The organism is Serratia sp. Je.1.23.a (assembly GCF_051129805.1).
In the GTDB taxonomy this organism is placed as follows: Bacteria; Pseudomonadota; Gammaproteobacteria; order Enterobacterales; family Enterobacteriaceae; genus Serratia; species Serratia liquefaciens.
Window position 1 is genome coordinate 398,160 of record NZ_JBCPSR010000003.1, and the last position, 20,623, is coordinate 418,782.

The following is a 20,623-nucleotide window of genomic DNA, read 5'->3' on the forward strand; positions in this document are numbered from 1 at the left end:
GGCTGCAAAACCGCGCCCTACCTGGCTCGTTTCGGGATCCATTGTTCTTATCCATCGCAACAATCAGAAAAAGCGCATTTTAATCATCGGGCTTCTGATGCAGTGTGTTCAGCCTACGATGAAAAACGTTCTCATTTCCCTACATTGACGTTTGGTCAAGGAGCTTATTAATGAACCAATTAGATGCACTCAAACAGCTCACCACGGTGGTAGCCGACAGCGGCGATATCGAATCCATCCGCCAGTTCGAACCGCAGGATGCCACCACTAACCCTTCATTGATCCTGAAAGCCGCTGCGCTGCCTCAATATAAGCCACTGATCATCGAAGCTCTGAACTATGCCCGCCAGCAAGGTGGCAATAAAGAAACCCAACTGATCAACGCCAGCGACAAACTGGCGGTGAACATCGGCGTCGAAATTCTCAAAAGCGTGCCGGGCCGCATTTCCACCGAAGTGGACGCACGCCTGTCCTTCGATCGCGGCATGTGCGTGGCCAAGGCGCGTAAGCTGATCGGCATGTATCAGGAACAGGGTATTGATAAGTCGCGTATTCTGATCAAGCTGGCCTCCACCTGGGAAGGCATCAAAGCCGCCGAAGAACTGGAAAAAGAAGGCATCAACACCAACCTGACGCTGCTGTTCTCTTTTGCCCAGGCCCGCGCCTGTGCCGAAGCCGGCGTGTTCCTGATTTCCCCGTTCGTGGGGCGTATCTATGACTGGTATCAGGCCAAACAGCCTGCTGCAGACTATGACGCCGAGCAGGATCCGGGCGTCAAATCGGTGCGCAACATTTATGAATACTACAAACAGCACCGCTATCAGACCGTGATTATGGGTGCCAGCTTCCGTAAGGTAGAGCAGATCCTGGCTTTGGCCGGTTGCGATCGTCTGACTATTGCGCCGAACCTGCTGGAGCAGCTCAAACAAAGCGAGCAACCGGTAGAACGCAAACTGACGCCATCCACCGAGGCCTTCCACCAACCTGCCCCGCTGGCCGAAGCCGAATTCCGCTGGCTGCATAATCAGGACGCCATGGCCGTTGAAAAACTGGCCGAAGGTATTCGTCTGTTCGCCGTTGACCAGCAAAAGCTGGAAGACATGCTGTCCGCTGAACTGTAATTACTCTGGAGTAAAACATGTCCTCTCGTAAAGAGCTTGCCAACGCCATCCGCGCACTCAGCATGGACGCCGTACAAAAAGCAAATTCCGGCCACCCGGGTGCACCTATGGGCATGGCGGACATCGCCGAAGTCCTGTGGCGTGACTACCTGAACCACAACCCGACCAACCCGCACTGGGCTGACCGTGACCGCTTCGTCCTCTCCAACGGCCATGGCTCCATGCTGATTTACAGCCTGCTGCACCTCACCGGCTACGACCTGCCGATGAGCGAGCTGGAAAACTTCCGCCAGCTGCACTCCAAAACCCCGGGTCACCCGGAATACGGCTACACCCCTGGTGTGGAAACCACCACCGGCCCACTGGGCCAGGGCATCGCCAACGCCGTCGGCTTCGCCATTGCCGAACGCACCCTGGCTGCGCAGTTCAACCGCCCGGGCCATGACGTGGTCGACCACCACACCTACGCCTTTATGGGCGACGGCTGCATGATGGAAGGCATCTCTCACGAAGTCTGTTCCCTGGCCGGTACCCTCAAGCTCGGCAAACTGACCGCGTTCTACGATGACAACGGCATCTCCATCGACGGTCACGTGGAAGGCTGGTTCACCGACAACACCGCCGAGCGCTTTGAAGCCTACGGCTGGCACGTGGTGCGTCACGTGGACGGCCACAACCCGGATGCCATCAAGGCCGCGATTGAAGAAGCCCGCAAGGTCACTGACAAGCCGTCCCTGCTGATGTGCAAAACCGTGATTGGTTTCGGCTCCCCGAACAAGGCCGGTACCCACGACGTGCACGGTGCTGCGCTGGGCGCCGCCGAAGTGGCCGCCACCCGCGAAGCCCTGGGCTGGAAATACGCCGCCTTCGAAATCCCGCAGGACATCTATGCCCAGTGGGACGCCAAAGAAGCCGGCAAGGCGAAAGAAGCGGCCTGGAACGACAAGTTCGCCGCCTACGCCAAGGCCTTCCCGGAACTGGCTGCCGAGTTCAAACGCCGCATGAACGGCGAACTGCCGGCCAACTGGAAAGCCGACGCCAAAGCCTTCGTCGAGCAGCTGCAGGCCAACCCGGCCAACATCGCCAGCCGCAAGGCCTCGCAGAACGCGCTGGAAGCCTTCGGCAAGGTACTGCCTGAGTTCCTCGGCGGCTCTGCTGACCTGGCGCCTAGCAACCTGACCATGTGGTCCGGCTCGAAAGCGCTGAACGTTGACCCGGCGGGTAACTACATCCACTACGGCGTGCGCGAGTTCGGCATGACCGCCATCACCAACGGCATCGCGCTGCACGGCGGCTTCCTGCCGTACTCCGCGACCTTCCTGATGTTCGTGGAATACGCCCGTAACGCGGTGCGCATGGCGGCGCTGATGAAAATCCGCAACGTGTTCGTTTATACCCACGACTCCATCGGTCTGGGCGAAGACGGCCCGACACACCAGCCGGTTGAGCAGATTGCCAGCCTGCGCGTGACCCCGAACATGAGCACCTGGCGTCCGTGTGACCAGGTGGAATCGGCGATTGCCTGGCAGTACGGCATCGAGCGCAATGACGGCCCGACCACGCTGATTTTCTCGCGTCAGAACCTGACCCAGCAGCCGCGTACCGCGGAGCAGCTGGCCAACGTTTACCGCGGCGGCTACGTGCTGAAGGACTGTGCCGGTACGCCGGACGTCATCCTGATTGCCACCGGTTCGGAAGTGGGCATCACCGTGGAAGCGGCAGACAAGCTGAGCGCGGCGGGCACCAAGGTGCGCGTGGTCTCGATGCCGTCTACCGACGCCTTCGACAAGCAGGACGCGGCTTACCGTGAGTCCGTGCTGCCGGCGGCGGTCACTGCCCGCGTGGCGGTGGAAGCGGGTATCGCGGACTACTGGTACAAGTACGTGGGCCTGAACGGCGCTATCGTGGGCATGACCACCTTTGGTGAGTCGGCACCGGCAGAGCAACTGTTCAAAGAGTTCGGCTTCACCGTGGATAACGTGGTGGCCAAGGCGCAGGCACTGCTGAAATAAGGCATCTCGCGTCGCATTACCCCAGGCCCGGCACCTTGCCGGGCTTTTTCGTTCTGGTGGAGACTCTTTTTAAAACTCCTATTAACTTCCACTCGATTGAGTTAACCACAAGCAGGTAGTTTATAACTTTACTTTATTTAAAATGACGTCAAAACCCGCACCAGACATAATGAAAATAAAATAACCCCCGCGATAGTTTTATTAAGAAATCAGTTTTCGAGATGTTTATTGATTTTTAGTGCCATTATTTTTATTGCAAAATGGCATATTAATAAGCACCTCATATAACTAATGAAACAGCGTCCCTTGGAACATGCTGTGCACATTTAAACAACAAAAACAAAACAACCAATAAAATCAGTTGATTGCAAACAATCTCGACAAAACACAATAGCCAACAACTATTGATACTTATTTTTTGATCGATACTACCGATAGATTTAACCGATCAAAAGATAAAAATTAATAGATTGAACGATACGAATATAGCGTGTAATTTTCATTCCTATTTTAAAAATCCAAAAGGATAAAATAAAAAAACAAGATAAAAGTGTTTCCTTCCGCATTTAGAATCAACTGAGACAATGATATAGGGATATTTAAAACTGACATGAGGGAGACACCATGATTATTATCAGTGAAACACTTGGAAACATAAATCGGCACAAAGAGTGGCAAGACAAGATCCGCGGAACCTCACCAGACTATCTCATTCTGGATTCCGCGCAGTTGGAAAAAGAATGTCATCAACAATCCACCCATGATGGGCTGAGGCTGGCCGTGTTTATGCCGCCCAACAGCTCACTGGCGGATGGCGACATTTTAATCTGGGATGAAGAGACGAAAAACGCCGTTATCGTGAAGGTTATCTCGCATGACATTATGGTAATTAACCTGCAGCGCCTGCTCTGCATCAATGCAGACGCCATTATTCACTATACGTTCAAACTGGGTTTGATTTTGGGGCAGCATAAGCTGCACGCCATGATAAAGAACAACCTGGTTTACGTCCCGATCACCATCGCGACCAGCACGTTGGACGCCCTGTTCAAAGAGAACAGTTTCCACTCCCTGTCCTATTGGTATGTCAACGGCGCCGATATTTCGTCCTTGTTAACCCCCAATGAAATCGATCTGCTGTTCGACGGTATCTTTCCCTCTAGCCATGCATGACATCAGGAACCTATCCCGCCCGCTGTCAGCATTCTTCTTATAAATCAGAGGCCATTCACCCAGGCAACAGAGTACGAACACCCCAAAAAGCCGATGCGATAAAAGGAGTTTTCCATGGCAATTAATATGCAGATTTTTATTAATGACATGCTTAAATGGATAGAAAACAATTTGGGTGCAGAGCTGGATATAGAGACCATTGCCAAGAAATCCGGCTACAGCAGATTCCATATTCAGCGGCTTTTCAAATTGCATGCCGGACTGACCATTGCCCAATATATCAGAATGCGACGAGTCACCGAGGCGGCTATCGCCCTGAGGTTCACCGACAGAAAAATCATGGATATCGCACTAGACTATGGCTTTGACTCTCAGCAGGTTTTTACCCGAATATTCAAAAAACAGCTAAAGACCACGCCAGGCGAGCTGAGGAGAAGCAAGCAATTAAACAATAAGCGGCTCTGCCATTCCTTATACATGCCGACGATGCCACAAAAAATCCCGACGGGCCCACCTAACGCCCACAAGCATAGTTAGCGAACGTGGGGTCATCTCGCCGTTCACCGGCGAGATGACCAGCAGGTCTCAGCCCATGATCCGATGAATTTGCAGGTACTGCAGCAGCATGATGGTTTTGCCGTCTTTAATACGGCCGTCGGCAATCATCGCCACCGCTTCGGTAAAGGGCAGTTCTACTACCTCAATATCTTCGTCTTCGATACCGCCGCCGGCCGCATTGCGCTCGTCGTCATGGTACTCGGCAATAAAGAAATGGACGATTTCGGTTACGCCGCCTGGCGACATATAGGCTTCGAAAATCTTCTGCACGTCACCGACCTGAAAACCGGTTTCTTCTACCGCTTCGCGACGGGCGCATTGCTCTGGAGAATCGGCATCCAACAAGCCGGCACAGGCCTCTAACAGCATGCCGCTGTCGTTGCCGTTCACATAGGTCGGCATGCGGAACTGATTGGTCAGCACCACGGTCCCTTTGGCACGGTTGTACAACAAAATGGTGGCGCCATTGCCACGATCGTAGACTTCGCGCATCTGCTGAACGGAGCCGCCATCCTTACGCTTCAGATCAAAAGTATATTTGTGCAGCACATACCAGTTATCAGAAAGCAGCTCTTTCTTCACATTCTCAATTTTCGCCGACATGAACCCTTCTTCTTTTCCGTTAGCTGAAACGCAAAAATGATACCGCGATTAAGCGCCGAAGGGGCAATGGATTTGCAACAAAAAGCCCCGCGGCTCATGGAACGCTACGGGGCATTTGACCGCAAAAGATTTAGAACCCGTTAGGAACGTCGCGCATGTCCGGCAGCTTGTGCGCAATCCCCTTGTGGCAATCGATGCAGGTCTTGCCTTCCGTTACCGCCTTGTCGTGCATCTTCGCCGCCACGGTTTTCTGTGCGGTGAAGTCCATATACTCGAAATTGTGGCAGTTACGGCACTCCTGAGAATCGTTGGCCTTCATTCGCGCCCATTCGTTGCTCGCCATCGCCAGCCGATGCTGGTCAAACTTCTGCGGCGTGTCGATCAGGCCGAACGCCTTGGCGTACAGCTCCTTGCTGGCCTTTATCTTGCGCAGCATTTTCGGCGCCCATTCATGAGGCACATGGCAATCCGGGCAGGTCGCACGCACGCCGCTGCGGTTGTTGTAATGAACCGTGCCCATGTACTCCTCGTAGACGTTTTCACGCATTTCATGGCAGCCGATACAGAACTGCTCGGTATTCGCCGCCTCCATGCCGGTATTGAAGCCGCCCCAGAAGATGATCCCGGCGCCAAAGCCCAGCAGTAACAGCGTGCCCAACGCCAGGCGGCTTGGCCTGCGCCACCAGCGCCATAAACGTAACAGCAGGCCGGGCTTTTTCTCAGTCGTGGTGTGTTTGCGTTCGCTCATAGCTCCCCCGCTTAGCGCCCAAAGCCCGGCATGGGCTGGAAATCATTGCCGACAATCGGCGCCGCGTCGGTTTGCGGTACGTGGCACTGCAGGCAGAAGTAGCGACGTGGCGCGACATCGCTCAGCACCTTGCCGTCCCGGTCCATAAAGTGCGTCGGGCTGATGCGCGGTGCGCCGGTGGTGCGGTAATGCTCCACCCCGTGGCACTGCAGGCAACGGTTGGTGTTCTTGCTGATCTGGTAACCGTCAACGCTGTGCGGGATCATCGGCGGCTGATTGACATAGTTCAGCGCCATCCGTTCCTGCTGTTTCGGCATCGAAATCGGCCCGCCGACCGAGGCGGACACTTCCGGAGACTTGCTGAGATCAACATCACCCGCGGCAAACGCCAGGCCGGCGAACGCCAGCGACAATAAGGTCACCCACAGGGCAAGCGTCTTTTTCATAACAGGGCTTTTCATTTTTATTTGGCTCCCGGGTAATAAAATGGGGTCTTCATTCGCAATTCGTCAGCCTCACACCTTCTGCAACTTCACGGCGCATTTCTTGAAGTCGACTTCTTTAGAAAGCGGATCGGTGGCGTCCAGCGTCAGGTTGTTCACCAACTGCGCCGCATCGAAGAACGGCATGTACACCAGCCCTCTTGGCGGGCGGTTACGGCCACGAGTTTCGACAGAACTGATCACCTCACCGCGGCGCGACAGCACTTTGACCTTGTCACCACGACGCAGGCCACGGCTTTTGGCATCCAGCGGATGGATAAACAACACCGCCTGCGGAAAGGCGCGATGCAGCTCCGGTACCCGTCGGGTCATGGTGCCGGTGTGCCAATGCTCCAGCACCCGACCGGTGGAAAGCCAAAGATCGTATTCGCCGTCCGGGCTTTCCGCCGCCGGTTCAAACGGCAGCGCAAAGATCACCGCCTTGCCGTCGGGTTTACCGTAGAAACGCACCGCTTCGCCCGCCTTCACATACGGATCCGTTCCTTCGCGGTAGCGCCACAGCGTTTCTTTGCCGTCCACCACCGGCCAACGCAGACCGCGTGCCTGGTGGTAACTGTCGAACGGCGCCAAATCGTGACCGTGGCCACGCCCGAAACCGGCATACTCCTCAAACAACCCTTTCTGCAGATAGAAGCCGACTTCCCGCGCTTCATCGTTGAGCTGGTCCGCCGGGATTTCCGACAGCGGGTACTTATTGACCTGGCCGTTGGCGAACAGCACGTCGTACAACGTTTTGCCGCGATATTCCGGCTTTTGCGCCAGCAGATCGGCCGGCCACACTTCCTCAACCTTGAAGCGTTTGGAGAACTCCACCAGTTGCCACAGATCGGATTTTGCCTCGCCCGGCGCTTTCACCTGCTGACGCCAGAACTGAGTACGACGCTCCGCATTGCCATAGGCGCCCTCTTTCTCCACCCACATGGCCGTCGGCAGGATCAGATCGGCGGCTAATGCGCTGACGGTCGGATAGGGATCGGACACCACCACGAAGTTGCGCGGATCGCGCCAGCCCGGCATCCTTTCTTCATTGATGTTCGGCCCGGCCTGCATGTTGTTGTTACACATCACCCAGTAGGCGTTCAGCTTGCCGTCTTTCAGCGCACGGTCTTGCGCCACCGCATGCAAACCGACTTTCGCCGGAATGGTGCCGGCCGGCAGTTGCCATTTCTGTTCGGCGATTTGGCGGTGTTTCTCATTGGTGACCACCATGTCAGCCGGCAGACGGTGAGAGAAAGTCCCGACCTCACGTGCGGTGCCGCACGCAGAAGGCTGGCCGGTCAGGGAGAACGGCCCGCAGCCGGGCTTGGAGATCTTGCCGGTCAGCAAATGCAGGTTGTAGCACAGGTTATTGGCCCACACACCGCGCGTATGCTGGTTGAAGCCCATGGTCCAGTACGACACCACCTTGATGTTCGGGTCGGCATACAGCTTCGCCAGCGCTTCCAACTGGTCTTCCGGCACGCCGCTCATTTGGGCCGTTTTTTCCAGCGTGTATTCCGCCACGAAGGCTTTGTACTCTTCGAAACTCATCGGCTCGGAGGCATCTGAACCCGGGTTTTTCGCTTTTTTCTCCAGCGGATGCGTCGGACGCAAGCCGTAGCCGATATCCGTCGCACCGCGGCGGAAGTTGACGTGCCGATTCAGGAAGTCCTGATCTACCGCGTTGTTTTGAATGATGTAGTTGGCGATGTAGTTCATGATCGCCAAATCGGTCTGCGGCGTGAACACCATGCCGTTGTCCGCCAGTTCGAAGCTGCGGTGCTCGAAGGTGGACAACACCGAGACGTTGACGTGCTGGTTGCTCAGGCGACGGTCGGTAATGCGCGACCACAGGATCGGGTGCATCTCCGCCATGTTGGAGCCCCACAGCACAAAGGCGTCGGACTGCTCGATATCGTCATAGCAGCCCATAGGCTCGTCCATGCCGAAGGTGCGCATAAAGCCCACCACCGCCGACGCCATGCAGTGGCGTGCGTTAGGATCCAGGTTATTGGAACGCAGCCCGGCCTTGAGCAACTTGGCGGCAGCGTAGCCTTCCCACACCGTCCACTGGCCGGAGCCGAACATACCGACCGCCTCTGGACCTTTCTCTTTCAAAGCCTGCTTGAACTTGTCAGCCATGACGTCGAAAGCCTGCTGCCAGCTGACCGGGGTAAATTCGCCTTCTTTATGGTACTGGCCGTCTTTCATGCGCAGCAGCGGCTGAGTCAGACGGTCTTTGCCGTACATGATTTTTGGCAGGAAATAGCCTTTGATGCAGCTCAACCCACGGTTGACCGCCGCGTCCGGATCGCCCTGCGAGGCAACAATACGGCCATTCTGAGTGCCGACCAGCACCCCGCAGCCGGTGCCGCAGAAACGGCATGGCGCTTTGTCCCATTTGATAGCGTCAGCACTGCCCGCCACCGCCTGTGCCACCGTGGGAATAGTCAGCCCGGCGGCGGCCGCAGCGGCTACCGCGGCATTAGCTTTCATGAAGTCTCGACGACTGAGTTTCATGGCGTTACCTCACCTTGAGTGTCCTGCTGGTGATAAACCAGCGATACCGCCAGCACGCCATCCAGATTGCGCACCGACTCAATTTTTTCCAGCAGCCCTTGAGAGCATGCCGCTTGCATCACTACCACCAGCTTGCCGTTCTGCTGATCCTGCGCCGGAATTTCCGTGTCAGCGATCGCCAGCAAGGCCGTGACGAGTTGGGGAAAGCTTTCCGGTCTCGCCTGCACGACCAGACCGCTGACATGCCATTCGCTATTCATCATTATTATTTTCGCTCTGGGTTAAGGTGACGGCGCCGGTCGGGCAACCGGCGACACAGGCACCGCAGCCGTTGCAGGCTGCTACATCCAGTACCGGCTGCGCCATTTCGCCCAAGCGGGGCCGAAAGCGGATCGCCTGGGGCTCGCAGCTGTCCTGGCAGCTGCGGCACTCCACGCCCCGCTGTGCCAGGCAGGCAGTACCGAATACCGCGTGTTGTCGCCAGGGGGTTTCCGTCAGTGGACGAAACACGGGTTCCGCGCAGGCCTGCGCACAACGCCCGCAAAACGTGCATTCCGCGCGTTGGAAATCAATTTCGGGAAAACCGCCGCTGCCGCTGATGAGCACCCCGGTTTCACAGGCGCGAACGCAGGCCTGACAGCGGGTGCAATCGGTAATAAAAAGGGATCCTTGCCGCGACCACGGGGGACGGATCGCAGCGGTTGGCTGACGCCATTGTCCTCCGAGCAGTTTGCGTCGCGACAATATGGTCATGCTGGTTATCCTTGACATTGCAAACACGGCATCGCGTGTAAATAGAACCTGTTTTTGTATTGTTATTGTTGCTGCTGTGCCCAGTGGGTTTCATCATGCTGACAGGCATAAACCCCTGAGAAAGACGGGGGTAAGATAAGAGGAGCGCGGGGGGTATATAATCCCCCTAAAGGGGTAAATACGGGGGTAGCTTGCGCCAGATCAATCTATTAATGGGGGTCGCGGGGTTTTCGTCCCCGATCTGCCGTCAAACGCTATCTAGTTGATTATATAACGTAGGTGCTAACCGCTGCGACGAACGACCTGGCGCACAATGCCGCGCATTTTAGTTGCAAAAGTTATAATTTTGCTTTCGAATGAAACCCGGCAATGCCCATTGCCTGCAAGAGAAGGATGAAGGATTGCTTGTTAAACGTTCAGTGACCAGCAGCCTGGCCAAGGCGCTGTTTTGCATTGTGATTCTGTCCGTGCTCTCTACCGGGTTGGCGCTGACCACCGTCGCGGACAGCCTGCGCGATGCCGAAGCGGTCAACATCGCCGGTTCACTGCGCATGCAGAGCTACCGGCTGGCCTATGATCTCACCCGCTCCGCCCCGGAGCTGGAACAACACCTGCTGCAGTATCAGCAGTCTCTGCAGGCCCCGGCATTGCAAAAGCTCGATCGTTTTTATGTGCCTGCGGACGTGCGGGAAAAATACCTGTCGCTGCAGCACGCTTGGCAACCACTGGCACAGCAAATCCAGGCCGGTCAGTCGGCCGATTATCAGGCCAATATCGCCGGCTATGTGAACCAGATTGACCATTTCGTGTTAGCGCTGCAGCGTTATTCCGAGTTGAAACTGACCATCGTGGCCACCATTAGCGTCGTGGGCTATATCGCCATCATCGGTCTGGTGCTGTTTTGCATCCGTTTTATGCGCCGTCAGGTAGTGGCGCCGCTCAAGCATCTGGTAGACGCCAGCCAGCGTGTGCAACAGCGCGACTTTAACCATCTCCCGTTGGATACCGCACTGCCGAACGAGCTGGGCGTGCTGTCGCAGGCCTTTACCGCCATGTCGGGCGATCTGGCCAAACTTTACCAGTCGCTGGAACAGAAAGTGCAGGTGAAAACCCAGCGCCTGCAACAGGCGAACAAGACGCTGGAGGTGCTGTACAACTGCTCGCAGGCGCTGAGCGTGCGGCAGATAGATCAGCAGGCTTTTGAGAAAATCCTGCATATCGTGCGTCAAAGTGAAGATTTGCATTGCATCCGCTTAAAAGTGGCGGACAGCCTCAGCGAATGGCAGTTGCACAGCGGTCTCCCTTCGTCGACGCTGGACTGGCAATCGCTGACCATCATCCAGGGCGACAAACCTCTGGGGGAACTGAGCTGGCAATATCAGGAACACCCGCCGCATCCGCACCTGATGCAGAGCGTGGCCAACATGCTCAGCCGCGGGGTTTATTTTAACCGGGCGCAGAAACAGCACATGCAATTCCTGTTGATGGAAGAGCGCGCCACCATCGCCCGGGAACTGCACGACTCTCTGGCGCAGGCCCTCTCCTTTTTACGCATTCAGCTCACCTTGCTCAAGCGCACGTTGGCGGACAGCACCCCCGACGCACAAGAGATTATCGCCGATTTTGATCGGGCTCTGGCCGATGCTTATCGCCAGCTGCGCGAGCTATTGACCACCTTCCGCCTGAACATTCAGGAAGCCGACTTGAACACCGCATTGAACCAATTGTTGGCGCCATTAAAGGTTCTTACCGCAGCACGGATTCAGTTACACTGTCGGCTTTCTTCCCAGGCGCTTAACGCTCAGCAGCAGGTACATGCGCTGCAAATTGTGCGTGAAGCGGTGCTCAACGCCATCAAACATGCCGATGCACGGGAGATCGTGATTCGCTGTGAGGTCACGGCCGAGGGTGACAACAGGATCAGCATCGCTGACGATGGCTGCGGTATTGCCAGCCTGAATGAACCTGAAGGTCACTACGGGCTGACCATCATGAGCGAACGCGCCGCACGGCTGGGGGGAACGCTGCGCATCCAGCGGGGTGAGCCAGACGGCACGGAAGTCCGCCTGACATTTCCGCCATAAAACCACGGCCGTTCACCCTTCGTTACGGTTTAACGATGTCCGACGGTCATTTCAGGATGTTTGTGGCGCCAATTGCCACTATTTTATAAGAGTCAGTCCCACTGTGAAGCGTGCTGGACAGCGCGTTTGAGTGGCTTTACTCGCTACAGGGAGCATATTTCATGGTGATGAAGAATTACCGAGTGATGATCGTCGACGACCACCCGCTGATGCGCCGAGGCATCAAGCAGCTGTTGGGGCTGGATCCGCTGTTCAACGTGGTCGCCGAAGCCAGCAACGGCAACGAAGCCATTACTTTCGCGCTGCAGCAGGCTCCGGACGTGATCCTGCTCGATCTGAATATGAAAGGTTTGTCCGGCCTGGACACGCTGAAAGCGCTGCGGAATGAAGGCGTCGATGCGCGGATCATCGTGCTGACGGTATCAGACTCGCGCAACGACGTTTATGCGCTGATTGACGCGGGAGCCGACGGCTACCTGCTGAAAGACAGCGAACCTGAACAGCTGCTGGAGCATATTCGCTCAGCGGCGGAAGGACAAAACGTGATCAGCGACGCGGTGGCGGACTACCTGTTATCCCGTAGTGAACAACATAATCCTTTTGCCGAGCTGACCGAACGCGAGTTGGACGTCTTGCAGGAAGTGGCGCGTGGCCTGTCCAATAAACAGGTGGCGGCGCAACTGCATATTTCTGAAGAGACGGTGAAGGTGCATATCCGTAACATTCTGCGCAAACTGGACGTGCGTTCACGCGTGGCCGCGACGGTGATGTATCTGGAACACCGGAGTCAATAAGGCTTCCCCGGCGCGCCGGGGAGGGTTTATTCGATGGCGGCAAGCAGCGCCTGATGATGCTGGTGAACCCAGCTCTTGTTGATCGGCCCCCAGCTTTCCAACTGGTAAAAACCGTCGTTATTGCGCACGCCCTGTTGAACAAACTGCAATGCCACTCCCAAGCCCGGCAAGGCTTTCAACACGTCTTGCAGGGTGCGACGCGGCCAACCGGTCAATTCCATCAGCCGCGGGACGTTTGGCCGTTCGCTGTGGCTGATTAACCAGCACAGATAAAGACGACGGGCAAATACCGGGTTAATTTCCATGCCTTGCTCCTGCTTTAAGGTGAGTCCTGATGACGTCGCGGGAACCCCAGCGGTCAGGTCCTTGATTGCAATAAAATTGTCTTAATGACGTTTTTAACGGCAATGATGGCAATATTGCGCGTTTATCCTACCGTTATTTACATTATCTCCTTTTTTTCTCCACGCTTTACTCCCACTTCCCGAGTAAAGTGCATAAGCGCCGGAATCCTTCCCAGCCGCTGATAAACGCAATTCTGATGCGTCTTAAAGATAGAACAAGTCACAACGAGGTTCGCGCTGCATGGCCAATTTTTTTATTGATCGCCCGATTTTCGCCTGGGTTCTGGCAATTATTCTTTGCCTGACCGGCGCCTTGGCGATTTTTTCGTTACCGGTGGAACAGTACCCTAACCTCGCGCCGCCAAACGTTCGCATCAGCGCCAACTACCCTGGCGCCTCGGCGCAAACGCTGGAAAACACCGTCACCCAAATTATCGAACAGAACATGACCGGCCTGGACAACATGATGTATATGTCGTCACAGAGCACCAATACCGGCCGGGCGACGGTCACGCTGACCTTTGAGGCCGGCACCGATCCTAACGAGGCGATGCAGCAGGTGCAAAACCAGCTGCAGGCGGCTATCAAACGGCTGCCGCAGGCGGTGCAGACCCAGGGCGTGACGGTGTCGAAATCCGGCGATACCACGCTGATGATGGTGGCCTTCGTCTCCACCGACGGCAGCATGGACAAGCAGGACATTGCCGATTACATCGTTTCCAACCTGCAGGATCCGCTCAGCCGTATCAACGGCGTGGGCAGCATGGACGTCTACGGCTCGCAATACGCCATGCGCATCTGGCTCGATCCCAACAAGCTCAACAGCTACCAGCTCACCACCCAGGACGTGGTCAGCGCGATCCAATCGCAGAATGCGCAGGTGGCGGTCGGCCAGCTTGGCGGTACGCCGTCGGTCGACAAGCAGGCGCTCAACGCCACCATTAACGCGCAATCGCAGTTGCAAACGCCAGAACAATTCAAGCAAATCACCCTGCGGGTCAATCAGGACGGCTCACTGGTGACGCTGGGCGATGTTTCCACCATTGAACTGGGTGGCGAAAACTACGATTACCTCAGCCGCTATAACGGTATGCAGGCCGCTGGCATGAACATCAAGCTGGCCTCCGGGGCCAACGAGCTGCAAACCGATCAGTTGGTTAAAGACAAGATTGCCGAACTGTCGCAGTATTTCCCGCACGGGCTGGAGGCGAAAGTCGCCTATGAAACCACCCCGTTCGTTAAGGCCTCAATCAAAGACGTGGTGAAAACCCTGCTGGAAGCCATTGTATTGGTGTTCCTGGTGATGTACCTGTTCCTGCAGAATTTCCGCGCCACGCTGATCCCCACCATCGCCGTACCGGTGGTGCTGATGGGCACCTTTGCCATCCTTTCCGCCTGCGGATTCAGTATCAACACCCTGACCATGTTCGCCATGGTGCTGGCCATCGGGCTGCTGGTGGATGACGCCATCGTGGTGGTGGAAAACGTCGAACGCGTGATGAGCGAAGAAGGCTTGCCGCCACGGGAAGCTACGCGCAAATCCATGGGGCAAATCCAGAGTGCGTTGGTCGGTATCGCCATGGTGCTGTCGGCGGTATTTATCCCGATGGCGTTCTTCGGCGGCACTACCGGCGCCATTTACCGCCAGTTCTCCATCACCATCGTTTCCGCCATGGTGCTGTCGGTGCTGGTGGCGATGATCCTGACCCCTGCCCTGTGCGCCACCCTGCTCAAACCCATTGCCAAAGGCCACCATCACGGCAAGCGCGGCTTCTTCGGCTGGTTCAACCGCATGTTCAACCGCAACGCCGACCGCTACGAGCGTGGTGTGGCGCGGGTGCTCCATTCCAGCCTGCGTTATATGCTGATTTACGTGTTGCTGCTCGGCGGGATGGCGCTGCTGTTCATCAAGCTGCCGACCTCCTTCCTGCCTCAGGAGGACCGTGGCGTATTCACCGTTCAGGTGCAGCTGCCGCCAGGATCGACCCTGCAGCAAACCACCAAGGTCGTGGAAAAGGTGGAAAACTACTTCCTGACCAAAGAAAAAGAAGATGTGCTGTCGGTGTTCTCCACCATCGGTGCTGGGCCGGGCGGTAACGGACAGAACGTGGCGCGTATGTTTATTCGTTTGAAAGACTGGGAGTTGCGCACCTCAGGTGCCAACAGCTCTTTCGATATCATCGATCGCGCGACTCATGAGTTTAATAAGATTAACGAGGCTCGGGTGATAGCCAGCAGCCCGCCGGCCATCACCGGCCTGGGCAACTCATCCGGTTTCGATATGGAACTGGAAGATCACGCAGGCCAGGGGCACGACAAACTGATGGCGGCACGCGATCAGTTGCTGCAACTGGCTGCGGCCAATCCCCTGCTTTCACGGGTGCGTCACAATGGCCTGGATGACAGCCCGCAGTTGCAAATCGATATCGACCAACGCAAGGCGCAGGCGCTGGGCGTCTCCATCGATGACATCAACAACACGCTGTCGACCGCCTGGGGTTCCACCTACGTCAACGACTTTGTCGATCGCGGCCGGGTGAAGAAGGTGTATGTGCAGGCTGCCGCACCGTTCCGCATGCTGCCCGGCGACATCGACAAATGGTACGTGCGTAACAGCGCAGGCGGCATGGTGCCGTTCACCGCCTTCGCCACCTCGCATTGGGAATACGGCTCACCGCGCCTGGAACGCTATAACGGCAACTCGGCGCTGGAGATTGTCGGCGAAGCGGCTGAGGGCGTCAGTAGCGGTACCGCGATGGCGGAAATGGAGAAAATCGTCAGCCAGTTACCGACCGGCTTCGGTCTGGAATGGACCGCCATGTCCTACCAGGAACGCCTTTCCGGTTCGCAAGCGCCGGCGCTGTACGCCATTTCACTGCTGGTGGTGTTCCTGTGCCTGGCGGCGCTTTATGAAAGCTGGTCGATTCCGTTCTCGGTGATGCTGGTGGTGCCGCTCGGCCTGATTGGTGCCGTTGCCGCCACCTGGCTGCGTGGGTTGGAGAATGACGTTTACTTCCAGGTGGGGATGCTGACCATTATCGGGCTGTCGGCGAAAAACGCCATTCTGATCGTCGAATTCGCCAACGAGCTGAATCAAAAAGGGCAAGATTTGATGTCGGCCACGCTGGAAGCCTCGCGCATGCGCCTGCGGCCGATTTTGATGACCTCGCTGGCCTTTATCTTCGGCGTACTGCCGATGACCATCAGCAGCGGCGCCGGCTCCGGCAGCCAACATGCGGTGGGCACCGGGGTGATGGGCGGCATGATTTCCGCTACCCTGCTGGCGATCTTCTTCGTGCCATTATTCTTCGTGCTGGTACGCCGCCGTTTCCCAGGCAAGCAGCCTATACCCTAAATAATTAGAGTTGCATCGAGGCGGCAACGCAGCGAATCCCCAGGAGCTTACACTAGTAAGTGACTGGGGTGAGTGAGGAAAGCCAACAAAGATGCAGCTTTAAGTATGACGGGTATATAGCCACCACAACGGATGACACCAGGGAATAACGGACATAAAAAAGCAGCGTCGGGTAACCGATGCTGCTTTATTTCGAACCCGAGGCTCGATCCCAAGGTGTTTCAATGACCAACCAATAAACCAACCTTGCTATCAACTTTACCGCAGTGTCAGTTACCTAACATCTCATCGATGAAGTCTTTCCAGTTTCCCAACTCACGATCAACCATAATAATTCACAACCTCAATTAATAGACGAAGCGAATTCTACGCCTGTTTTTTGAGCAAGTGAAGCACCTCGGGAACGATGCCACCCGCGAAAACAGGGGATAGTGCACATTTTCGTACTTATCTTATCGAGCAAGAACTACGGCTATTCCCTTCCGATATCAATCCAGCAAATGAGATAGATAAAAGATCTAAACCGACCGCCATTGGCTGGCGGCCGGAGCTTTAACTCAGCGAGATTTAGAAATCAACGCGCAGGCCAAGGTTGTAGTGACGGCCTTCAAGCTGCGGATAAGCGCCCCAATTGGTGGTGCGTTTAGGGGCCGTATCCAAGATGTTATACACGCCGGCCATCACCTGAGTGTGCTTATCCAGGCGATAAATCACGCCGGCATCCAACAAGGCATAAGCGCTATAGCGGGTATGATTACCGGTATCCTCGTTGCGGCTGCGATAATTGACCTTGGACCAAACGTCCAATGCCGAAGCTGCGGCCCACTTGGCGGATAAGTTGGCCATGTGTTTCGGGAAGTCATTCAGCGCATAACCCTTGTTGATGCCGTTTTTCTGTTCACTCTTGTTAAACGTATAGTTTGCGCTGAGGTTCAAACTATCGGTCGCCTGCCAATCGGCATTGAGTTCCACACCGTAGACATTGGCCTTGCCGATATTGAAATATTTATCAATGGAATCGGCGTTATAGCCGTTAACCACGCAAGGGTGATTCTCACTCGCCTCGCAGATGTTAACTTCTGCGATTTTGTCCTTGAAGTCGGTATAAAACACCGTGGCGTCGAGGGATAAATCACGGTTGTTGTTCCAGTACAGGCCCAGCTCGGTGTTCACGCTGGTTTCCGGCTTCAGCTCGCTGTTGCCCACCGACAGATAGGGATAAGGCGGGTTGCTGCCACGCGGCGTAATGAATTGATCCGAGTTTTCCCGCAGCGAAGGTTTTTTATAGCCGGAAGAGATACCGCCCTTCAGCGCCCAGGCTTCGTCTAAAATCCAGTTGCCGTAGAGTTTCGGGCTGATGTGGGTGCCGAAGTAGTTGTCCCTGTCCATACGCGCCGAGGTTGTCAGCGAAAAGTCATCGATATTCCACTGCCCTTCGGCAAACAGTGCCCACCCATCACGCGAAATTTTGGTTACCGGATCGATCCCTGGCGCTTTTTTACTGTCGGCGTAGAAATCATCATTGAGCGTTTCGCGGCTGTAATTGGCACCGACGGTCAGGTTATGTTCCCCCAAACTCAGTTTAGCCTGGCTATTCAGCACATAATTTTCGGTCTGGATATGCTGCGGGGCCAGGCTGACGGAGCGATATACCGATTCGCCTTTCTCGTACTGGAAATAACTGGTGGTGGCGACACTGTCATCCGCGTACCAACCTGAATGAGTCAGGCTCAGAGCATCGCGATCGAAGTCCCAGCCCCACGGCGTACCGCCGCCTTTGGCAGAACGGCTGCGTTTTTTCTCCCCTTTGGCCAGGTTCAGATCGAACAGGTTGGTTTCATTGGCGGCAAAGCCGAGCGTCATGTCGAGCGACTTCTTGTTGTTTTTGCTGAAGGCGTTAGGTTTTTCATCTTCACGGCGATCGAGGTAGTCCGCCGACAGGCTGAGGCCCAGTACATCGGGCACCAAGGGCCCCATCAAAAACAGATTGGCTTGTTGGGTGTTACCGAAGTCCTGATGCTGTTGCAGGAAGCTGTTGCCGGCAATCGAGCCAATCCACTCCCTTACGCCAAACGGCTTTTTGGTGATCACGTTGACCACGCCGCCAATGGAGTCGGAACCGTATAACGATGACATAGGGCCACGGATCACTTCAATGCGGTCGATGGCCGCCAGCGGCGGTAAAAAACCGGCTTCGGTACCGATATTCTGACCATACGGGCGCGACTCGCCGGTATTTTGTTTGATGCTGTTGACCATGAACGAGGTGTAACTCGAGTCCATGCCGCGGATCATCACATCGCCGGTCACTTCGCTCCCGGCCCCGTTGCTGACGAACACCCCGGAGACATCCTGCACCGCTTCGGCGACATCCCGGCTGTTCTGCTTTTCGAAGGTCTTTTTATCGATGACGGAGATACTGGCGGGGGCATATTTTTTGTTCTGCTTGAACCCGGAGGCGGTCACCACGACCTGATCCTCTTGCAAGGCATCCTTGTCTTTTTCTGTCCCGCCTTCCTGTGCGTAAACCTGGGGTGCGCACATCAAAGCCAGCGCAATGGCCGTGGCGATGCGGGAGCCCTTTCCCATGGAGGGTTGATTGATCATTTCCTTTCCTAATAAAGCCTGTTTCCGGTGGGTGTTGTCGCCCACAAAGCCTTCCCAAAACGGCTGACGCAATAAAACGCAGTACGGCATCAATGCCACCACGAGCGTCGCCATAACGATCTGTCGTTATGATTTTTTATTTACACTTCTTAACAGTCGCCGGGCGAATATAGCGGATATTTTCAAACATTAAAACGAAATGAAAATCATTACATAGTTTAAACATACCGGAAACATCGCCATTCAATAACATGATTTTATAAGGGATATTTAATAAATCATTATATTTCAATGCGAAACAACCATATCTTCATATGATTAATTAAATGATATTGATATTAATAATCAATATCATTAGCATCGGCGAATCGTAAACTGATGTAAAGGAATGTATATGAAGATGCACCTGTCCACTTCAGGCAAAGGTTTCTCCCTCAGCGCCCTGGCGTCTGCCGTGCTGCTGTTGTCTTGTTCAACGCTGGCCGCTGACCTTCCCGAGAGTCAATTTCAAACCAAACCGGTCGGGCACGGCCTGTATGAACTGGCTTTTGATGGCACCAGCAACACCCTGTTTGCCGCCTCTACGCCTTCCTTCGCCAAAGAAAAAAACGGCGGTATCGTCTTTAGAGTCAACCCCGCCACACTGGCCACCGACGCCAATATCGTCACTAAGCGACGCGCCTTCGCCACCGCATTGGATGAGCAGCGCCATCTGTTGTACATCGGCAACACCGTCGACGGCTCAGTCACGGTGATCGATACCCAGATCGGTAAAGAACTCGCGACTATTCAACTCAATGAAAGCGTGAAAGACGATCAGTTTGTCCCGACGCGCGAACTGCTGCTCGATAAGAAAAATCAGCGCCTTTATGTTTCCGGCACGGCGCAAAAAGGCGTGCTGTGGGTCATCGATACCGCCAAGCGGGAAAAAATTGCCACGCTGGGCAACATGGGTGAATACCCGACCGGCATTGCGCTGGACAGTGAACGCGGCCATATCTACTGCGTTAACGGCCGTGGCGAACTGATTACGCTGGACGCCACCAGCCATAAGATCCTCAAACGCGTGGTGGTCGAACCGACCAAGAAACACTTCTTCCTCAATGTCGCTCTGGACAGCAAAACCGGCCGTGCGTTTATCACCGATCCGGATCTGCCAAACGTCCTGGTCGTGGACGTCAACAGCGGGAAAATCCTGCACCAGATTGACGTAATCAATTCTCTGGCGGTGCTATTTAACCCGCTGCGCAGCGAGATCTACATCACTCACCGTGAAGCCAAGCGCATCAGCATCGTCGACAGCAACAGCTATCAGGTGAAAAACAGCATCACTACCCATGCATTGCCTAACAGCCTGGCGCTTTCTTCCGACGGCCAGCAGCTGTTCGCCAGCATCAAGCAGTCCAAGGAAGAGATGGAGAAAAAACAGGATTACCTGATCAAGATTGATCTTGGCGGATTGTGAGGCA

Annotated in this window: 17 protein-coding genes; 8 read left to right on the forward strand and 9 right to left on the reverse strand. The window is 55.4% G+C overall.

Translation table 11 applies throughout. The annotated features are described in order from the left end of the window. Positions 1–170 precede the first annotated feature (170 nt). The 4 genes from tal (at position 171) to AAZT04_RS14145 (ending at position 4,843) form a co-directional block, all read left to right on the forward strand. On the forward strand, positions 171–1,121 hold the full coding sequence (gene tal, locus AAZT04_RS14130; RefSeq protein ID WP_046372969.1) for a transaldolase: 951 nt from the start codon (positions 171–173) through the stop codon (positions 1,119–1,121). A gap of 17 nt (positions 1,122–1,138) precedes the next feature. After that, positions 1,139–3,133 carry a transketolase gene (gene tkt / locus AAZT04_RS14135; RefSeq protein ID WP_020828025.1) on the forward strand — a complete coding sequence of 665 codons (1,995 nt, stop codon included), beginning with the start codon at positions 1,139–1,141 and terminating at the stop codon, positions 3,131–3,133. 624 nt (positions 3,134–3,757) lie between these two features. Continuing rightward, positions 3,758–4,306: an urease accessory protein UreE gene (ureE, locus tag AAZT04_RS14140; protein ID WP_258090555.1), complete on the forward strand. Its 549-nt coding sequence runs from the start codon at positions 3,758–3,760 to the stop codon at positions 4,304–4,306. Positions 4,307–4,420: 114 nt separating this feature from the next. Beyond that, positions 4,421–4,843 carry a helix-turn-helix domain-containing protein gene (locus AAZT04_RS14145; RefSeq protein ID WP_258090554.1) on the forward strand — a complete coding sequence of 141 codons (423 nt, stop codon included), beginning with the start codon at positions 4,421–4,423 and terminating at the stop codon, positions 4,841–4,843. A gap of 48 nt (positions 4,844–4,891) precedes the next feature. Here AAZT04_RS14145 and nudK read toward each other — a convergent pair whose 3' ends face one another. The 6 genes from nudK to napF form a co-directional block, all read right to left on the reverse strand. After that, the gene (gene nudK, locus AAZT04_RS14150; protein ID WP_020828028.1) at positions 4,892–5,467 is read right to left on the reverse strand and encodes a GDP-mannose pyrophosphatase NudK; all 576 of its coding nucleotides are present in this window, start codon (positions 5,465–5,467) and stop codon (positions 4,892–4,894) included. Between the two features lie 130 nt (positions 5,468–5,597). Further along, positions 5,598–6,215 (reverse strand): cytochrome c-type protein NapC, encoded by a 618-nt coding sequence (napC, locus tag AAZT04_RS14155; RefSeq protein WP_020828029.1) that lies wholly within the window; start codon positions 6,213–6,215, stop codon positions 5,598–5,600. 11 nt (positions 6,216–6,226) lie between these two features. After that, on the reverse strand, positions 6,227–6,676 hold the full coding sequence (gene napB, locus AAZT04_RS14160; protein WP_041414810.1) for a nitrate reductase cytochrome c-type subunit: 450 nt from the start codon (positions 6,674–6,676) through the stop codon (positions 6,227–6,229). Between the two features lie 54 nt (positions 6,677–6,730). Next, positions 6,731–9,217, reverse strand: a complete 2,487-nt coding sequence (gene napA / locus AAZT04_RS14165) for a nitrate reductase catalytic subunit NapA (protein WP_129983468.1) — start codon at positions 9,215–9,217, stop codon at positions 6,731–6,733. Beyond that, complete coding sequence (napD, locus tag AAZT04_RS14170; RefSeq protein WP_020828032.1) at positions 9,214–9,480, reverse strand: chaperone NapD; 267 nt, start codon at positions 9,478–9,480, stop codon at positions 9,214–9,216. Before napD ends, napA begins: the two co-directional genes overlap by 4 nt. Then, positions 9,470–9,970 carry a ferredoxin-type protein NapF gene (gene napF / locus AAZT04_RS14175; protein ID WP_048762772.1) on the reverse strand — a complete coding sequence of 167 codons (501 nt, stop codon included), beginning with the start codon at positions 9,968–9,970 and terminating at the stop codon, positions 9,470–9,472. The genes napD and napF overlap by 11 nt, the downstream gene beginning before the upstream one ends. A 401-nt stretch (positions 9,971–10,371) precedes the next feature. On the opposite strand from napF, the gene narQ reads away from it, so the two are divergent. Beyond that, entirely contained in the window at positions 10,372–12,054 is a 1,683-nt protein-coding gene (gene narQ / locus AAZT04_RS14180; RefSeq protein ID WP_046372966.1) for a nitrate/nitrite two-component system sensor histidine kinase NarQ, read from the forward strand. A 161-nt stretch (positions 12,055–12,215) separates the two neighbouring features. Next, on the forward strand, positions 12,216–12,848 hold the full coding sequence (locus AAZT04_RS14185; RefSeq protein ID WP_434680581.1) for a response regulator: 633 nt from the start codon (positions 12,216–12,218) through the stop codon (positions 12,846–12,848). Positions 12,849–12,874: 26 nt separating this feature from the next. Here the strand turns inward: AAZT04_RS14185 and AAZT04_RS14190 are convergent, their stop codons facing one another. Next, positions 12,875–13,153, reverse strand: coding sequence for a winged helix-turn-helix domain-containing protein (locus tag AAZT04_RS14190; RefSeq protein WP_020828036.1), 279 nt, complete (start codon positions 13,151–13,153; stop codon positions 12,875–12,877). Between the two features lie 280 nt (positions 13,154–13,433). On the opposite strand from AAZT04_RS14190, the gene acrD reads away from it, so the two are divergent. Further along, positions 13,434–16,547 carry a multidrug efflux RND transporter permease AcrD gene (gene acrD, locus AAZT04_RS14195; protein WP_046372965.1) on the forward strand — a complete coding sequence of 1,038 codons (3,114 nt, stop codon included), beginning with the start codon at positions 13,434–13,436 and terminating at the stop codon, positions 16,545–16,547. A 269-nt stretch (positions 16,548–16,816) separates the two neighbouring features. Here acrD and ypfM read toward each other — a convergent pair whose 3' ends face one another. Both ypfM and AAZT04_RS14205 read right to left on the reverse strand, forming a co-directional pair. Next, positions 16,817–16,876, reverse strand: coding sequence for a protein YpfM (gene ypfM, locus AAZT04_RS14200; RefSeq protein WP_100396732.1), 60 nt, complete (start codon positions 16,874–16,876; stop codon positions 16,817–16,819). 238 nt (positions 16,877–17,114) lie between these two features. After that, complete coding sequence (locus tag AAZT04_RS14205; RefSeq protein ID WP_048762771.1) at positions 17,115–19,154, reverse strand: TonB-dependent receptor domain-containing protein; 2,040 nt, start codon at positions 19,152–19,154, stop codon at positions 17,115–17,117. A 394-nt stretch (positions 19,155–19,548) separates the two neighbouring features. Between AAZT04_RS14205 and AAZT04_RS14210 the strand changes: the two genes are divergently transcribed. Then, entirely contained in the window at positions 19,549–20,619 is a 1,071-nt protein-coding gene (locus tag AAZT04_RS14210; RefSeq protein WP_434680584.1) for a YncE family protein, read from the forward strand. Positions 20,620–20,623 lie beyond the last annotated feature (4 nt).

Bases quoted from the DNA above. Each gene is read 5' to 3' on its own strand.
- tal (WP_046372969.1), top strand. From the start codon at position 171: ATGAACCAATTAGATGCACTCAAACAGCTCACCACGGTGGTAGCCGAC.
- tkt (WP_020828025.1), top strand. From the start codon at position 1,139: ATGTCCTCTCGTAAAGAGCTTGCCAACGCCATCCGCGCACTCAGCATG.
- ureE (WP_258090555.1), top strand. From the start codon at position 3,758: ATGATTATTATCAGTGAAACACTTGGAAACATAAATCGGCACAAAGAG.
- AAZT04_RS14145 (WP_258090554.1), top strand. From the start codon at position 4,421: ATGGCAATTAATATGCAGATTTTTATTAATGACATGCTTAAATGGATA.
- nudK (WP_020828028.1), bottom strand. From the start codon at position 5,467: ATGTCGGCGAAAATTGAGAATGTGAAGAAAGAGCTGCTTTCTGATAAC.
- napC (WP_020828029.1), bottom strand. From the start codon at position 6,215: ATGAGCGAACGCAAACACACCACGACTGAGAAAAAGCCCGGCCTGCTG.
- napB (WP_041414810.1), bottom strand. From the start codon at position 6,676: ATGAAAAGCCCTGTTATGAAAAAGACGCTTGCCCTGTGGGTGACCTTA.
- napA (WP_129983468.1), bottom strand. From the start codon at position 9,217: ATGAAACTCAGTCGTCGAGACTTCATGAAAGCTAATGCCGCGGTAGCC.
- napD (WP_020828032.1), bottom strand. From the start codon at position 9,480: ATGATGAATAGCGAATGGCATGTCAGCGGTCTGGTCGTGCAGGCGAGA.
- napF (WP_048762772.1), bottom strand. From the start codon at position 9,970: ATGACCATATTGTCGCGACGCAAACTGCTCGGAGGACAATGGCGTCAG.
- AAZT04_RS14185 (WP_434680581.1), top strand. From the start codon at position 12,216: ATGGTGATGAAGAATTACCGAGTGATGATCGTCGACGACCACCCGCTG.
- AAZT04_RS14190 (WP_020828036.1), bottom strand. From the start codon at position 13,153: ATGGAAATTAACCCGGTATTTGCCCGTCGTCTTTATCTGTGCTGGTTA.
- acrD (WP_046372965.1), top strand. From the start codon at position 13,434: ATGGCCAATTTTTTTATTGATCGCCCGATTTTCGCCTGGGTTCTGGCA.
- AAZT04_RS14205 (WP_048762771.1), bottom strand. From the start codon at position 19,154: ATGATCAATCAACCCTCCATGGGAAAGGGCTCCCGCATCGCCACGGCC.
- AAZT04_RS14210 (WP_434680584.1), top strand. From the start codon at position 19,549: ATGAAGATGCACCTGTCCACTTCAGGCAAAGGTTTCTCCCTCAGCGCC.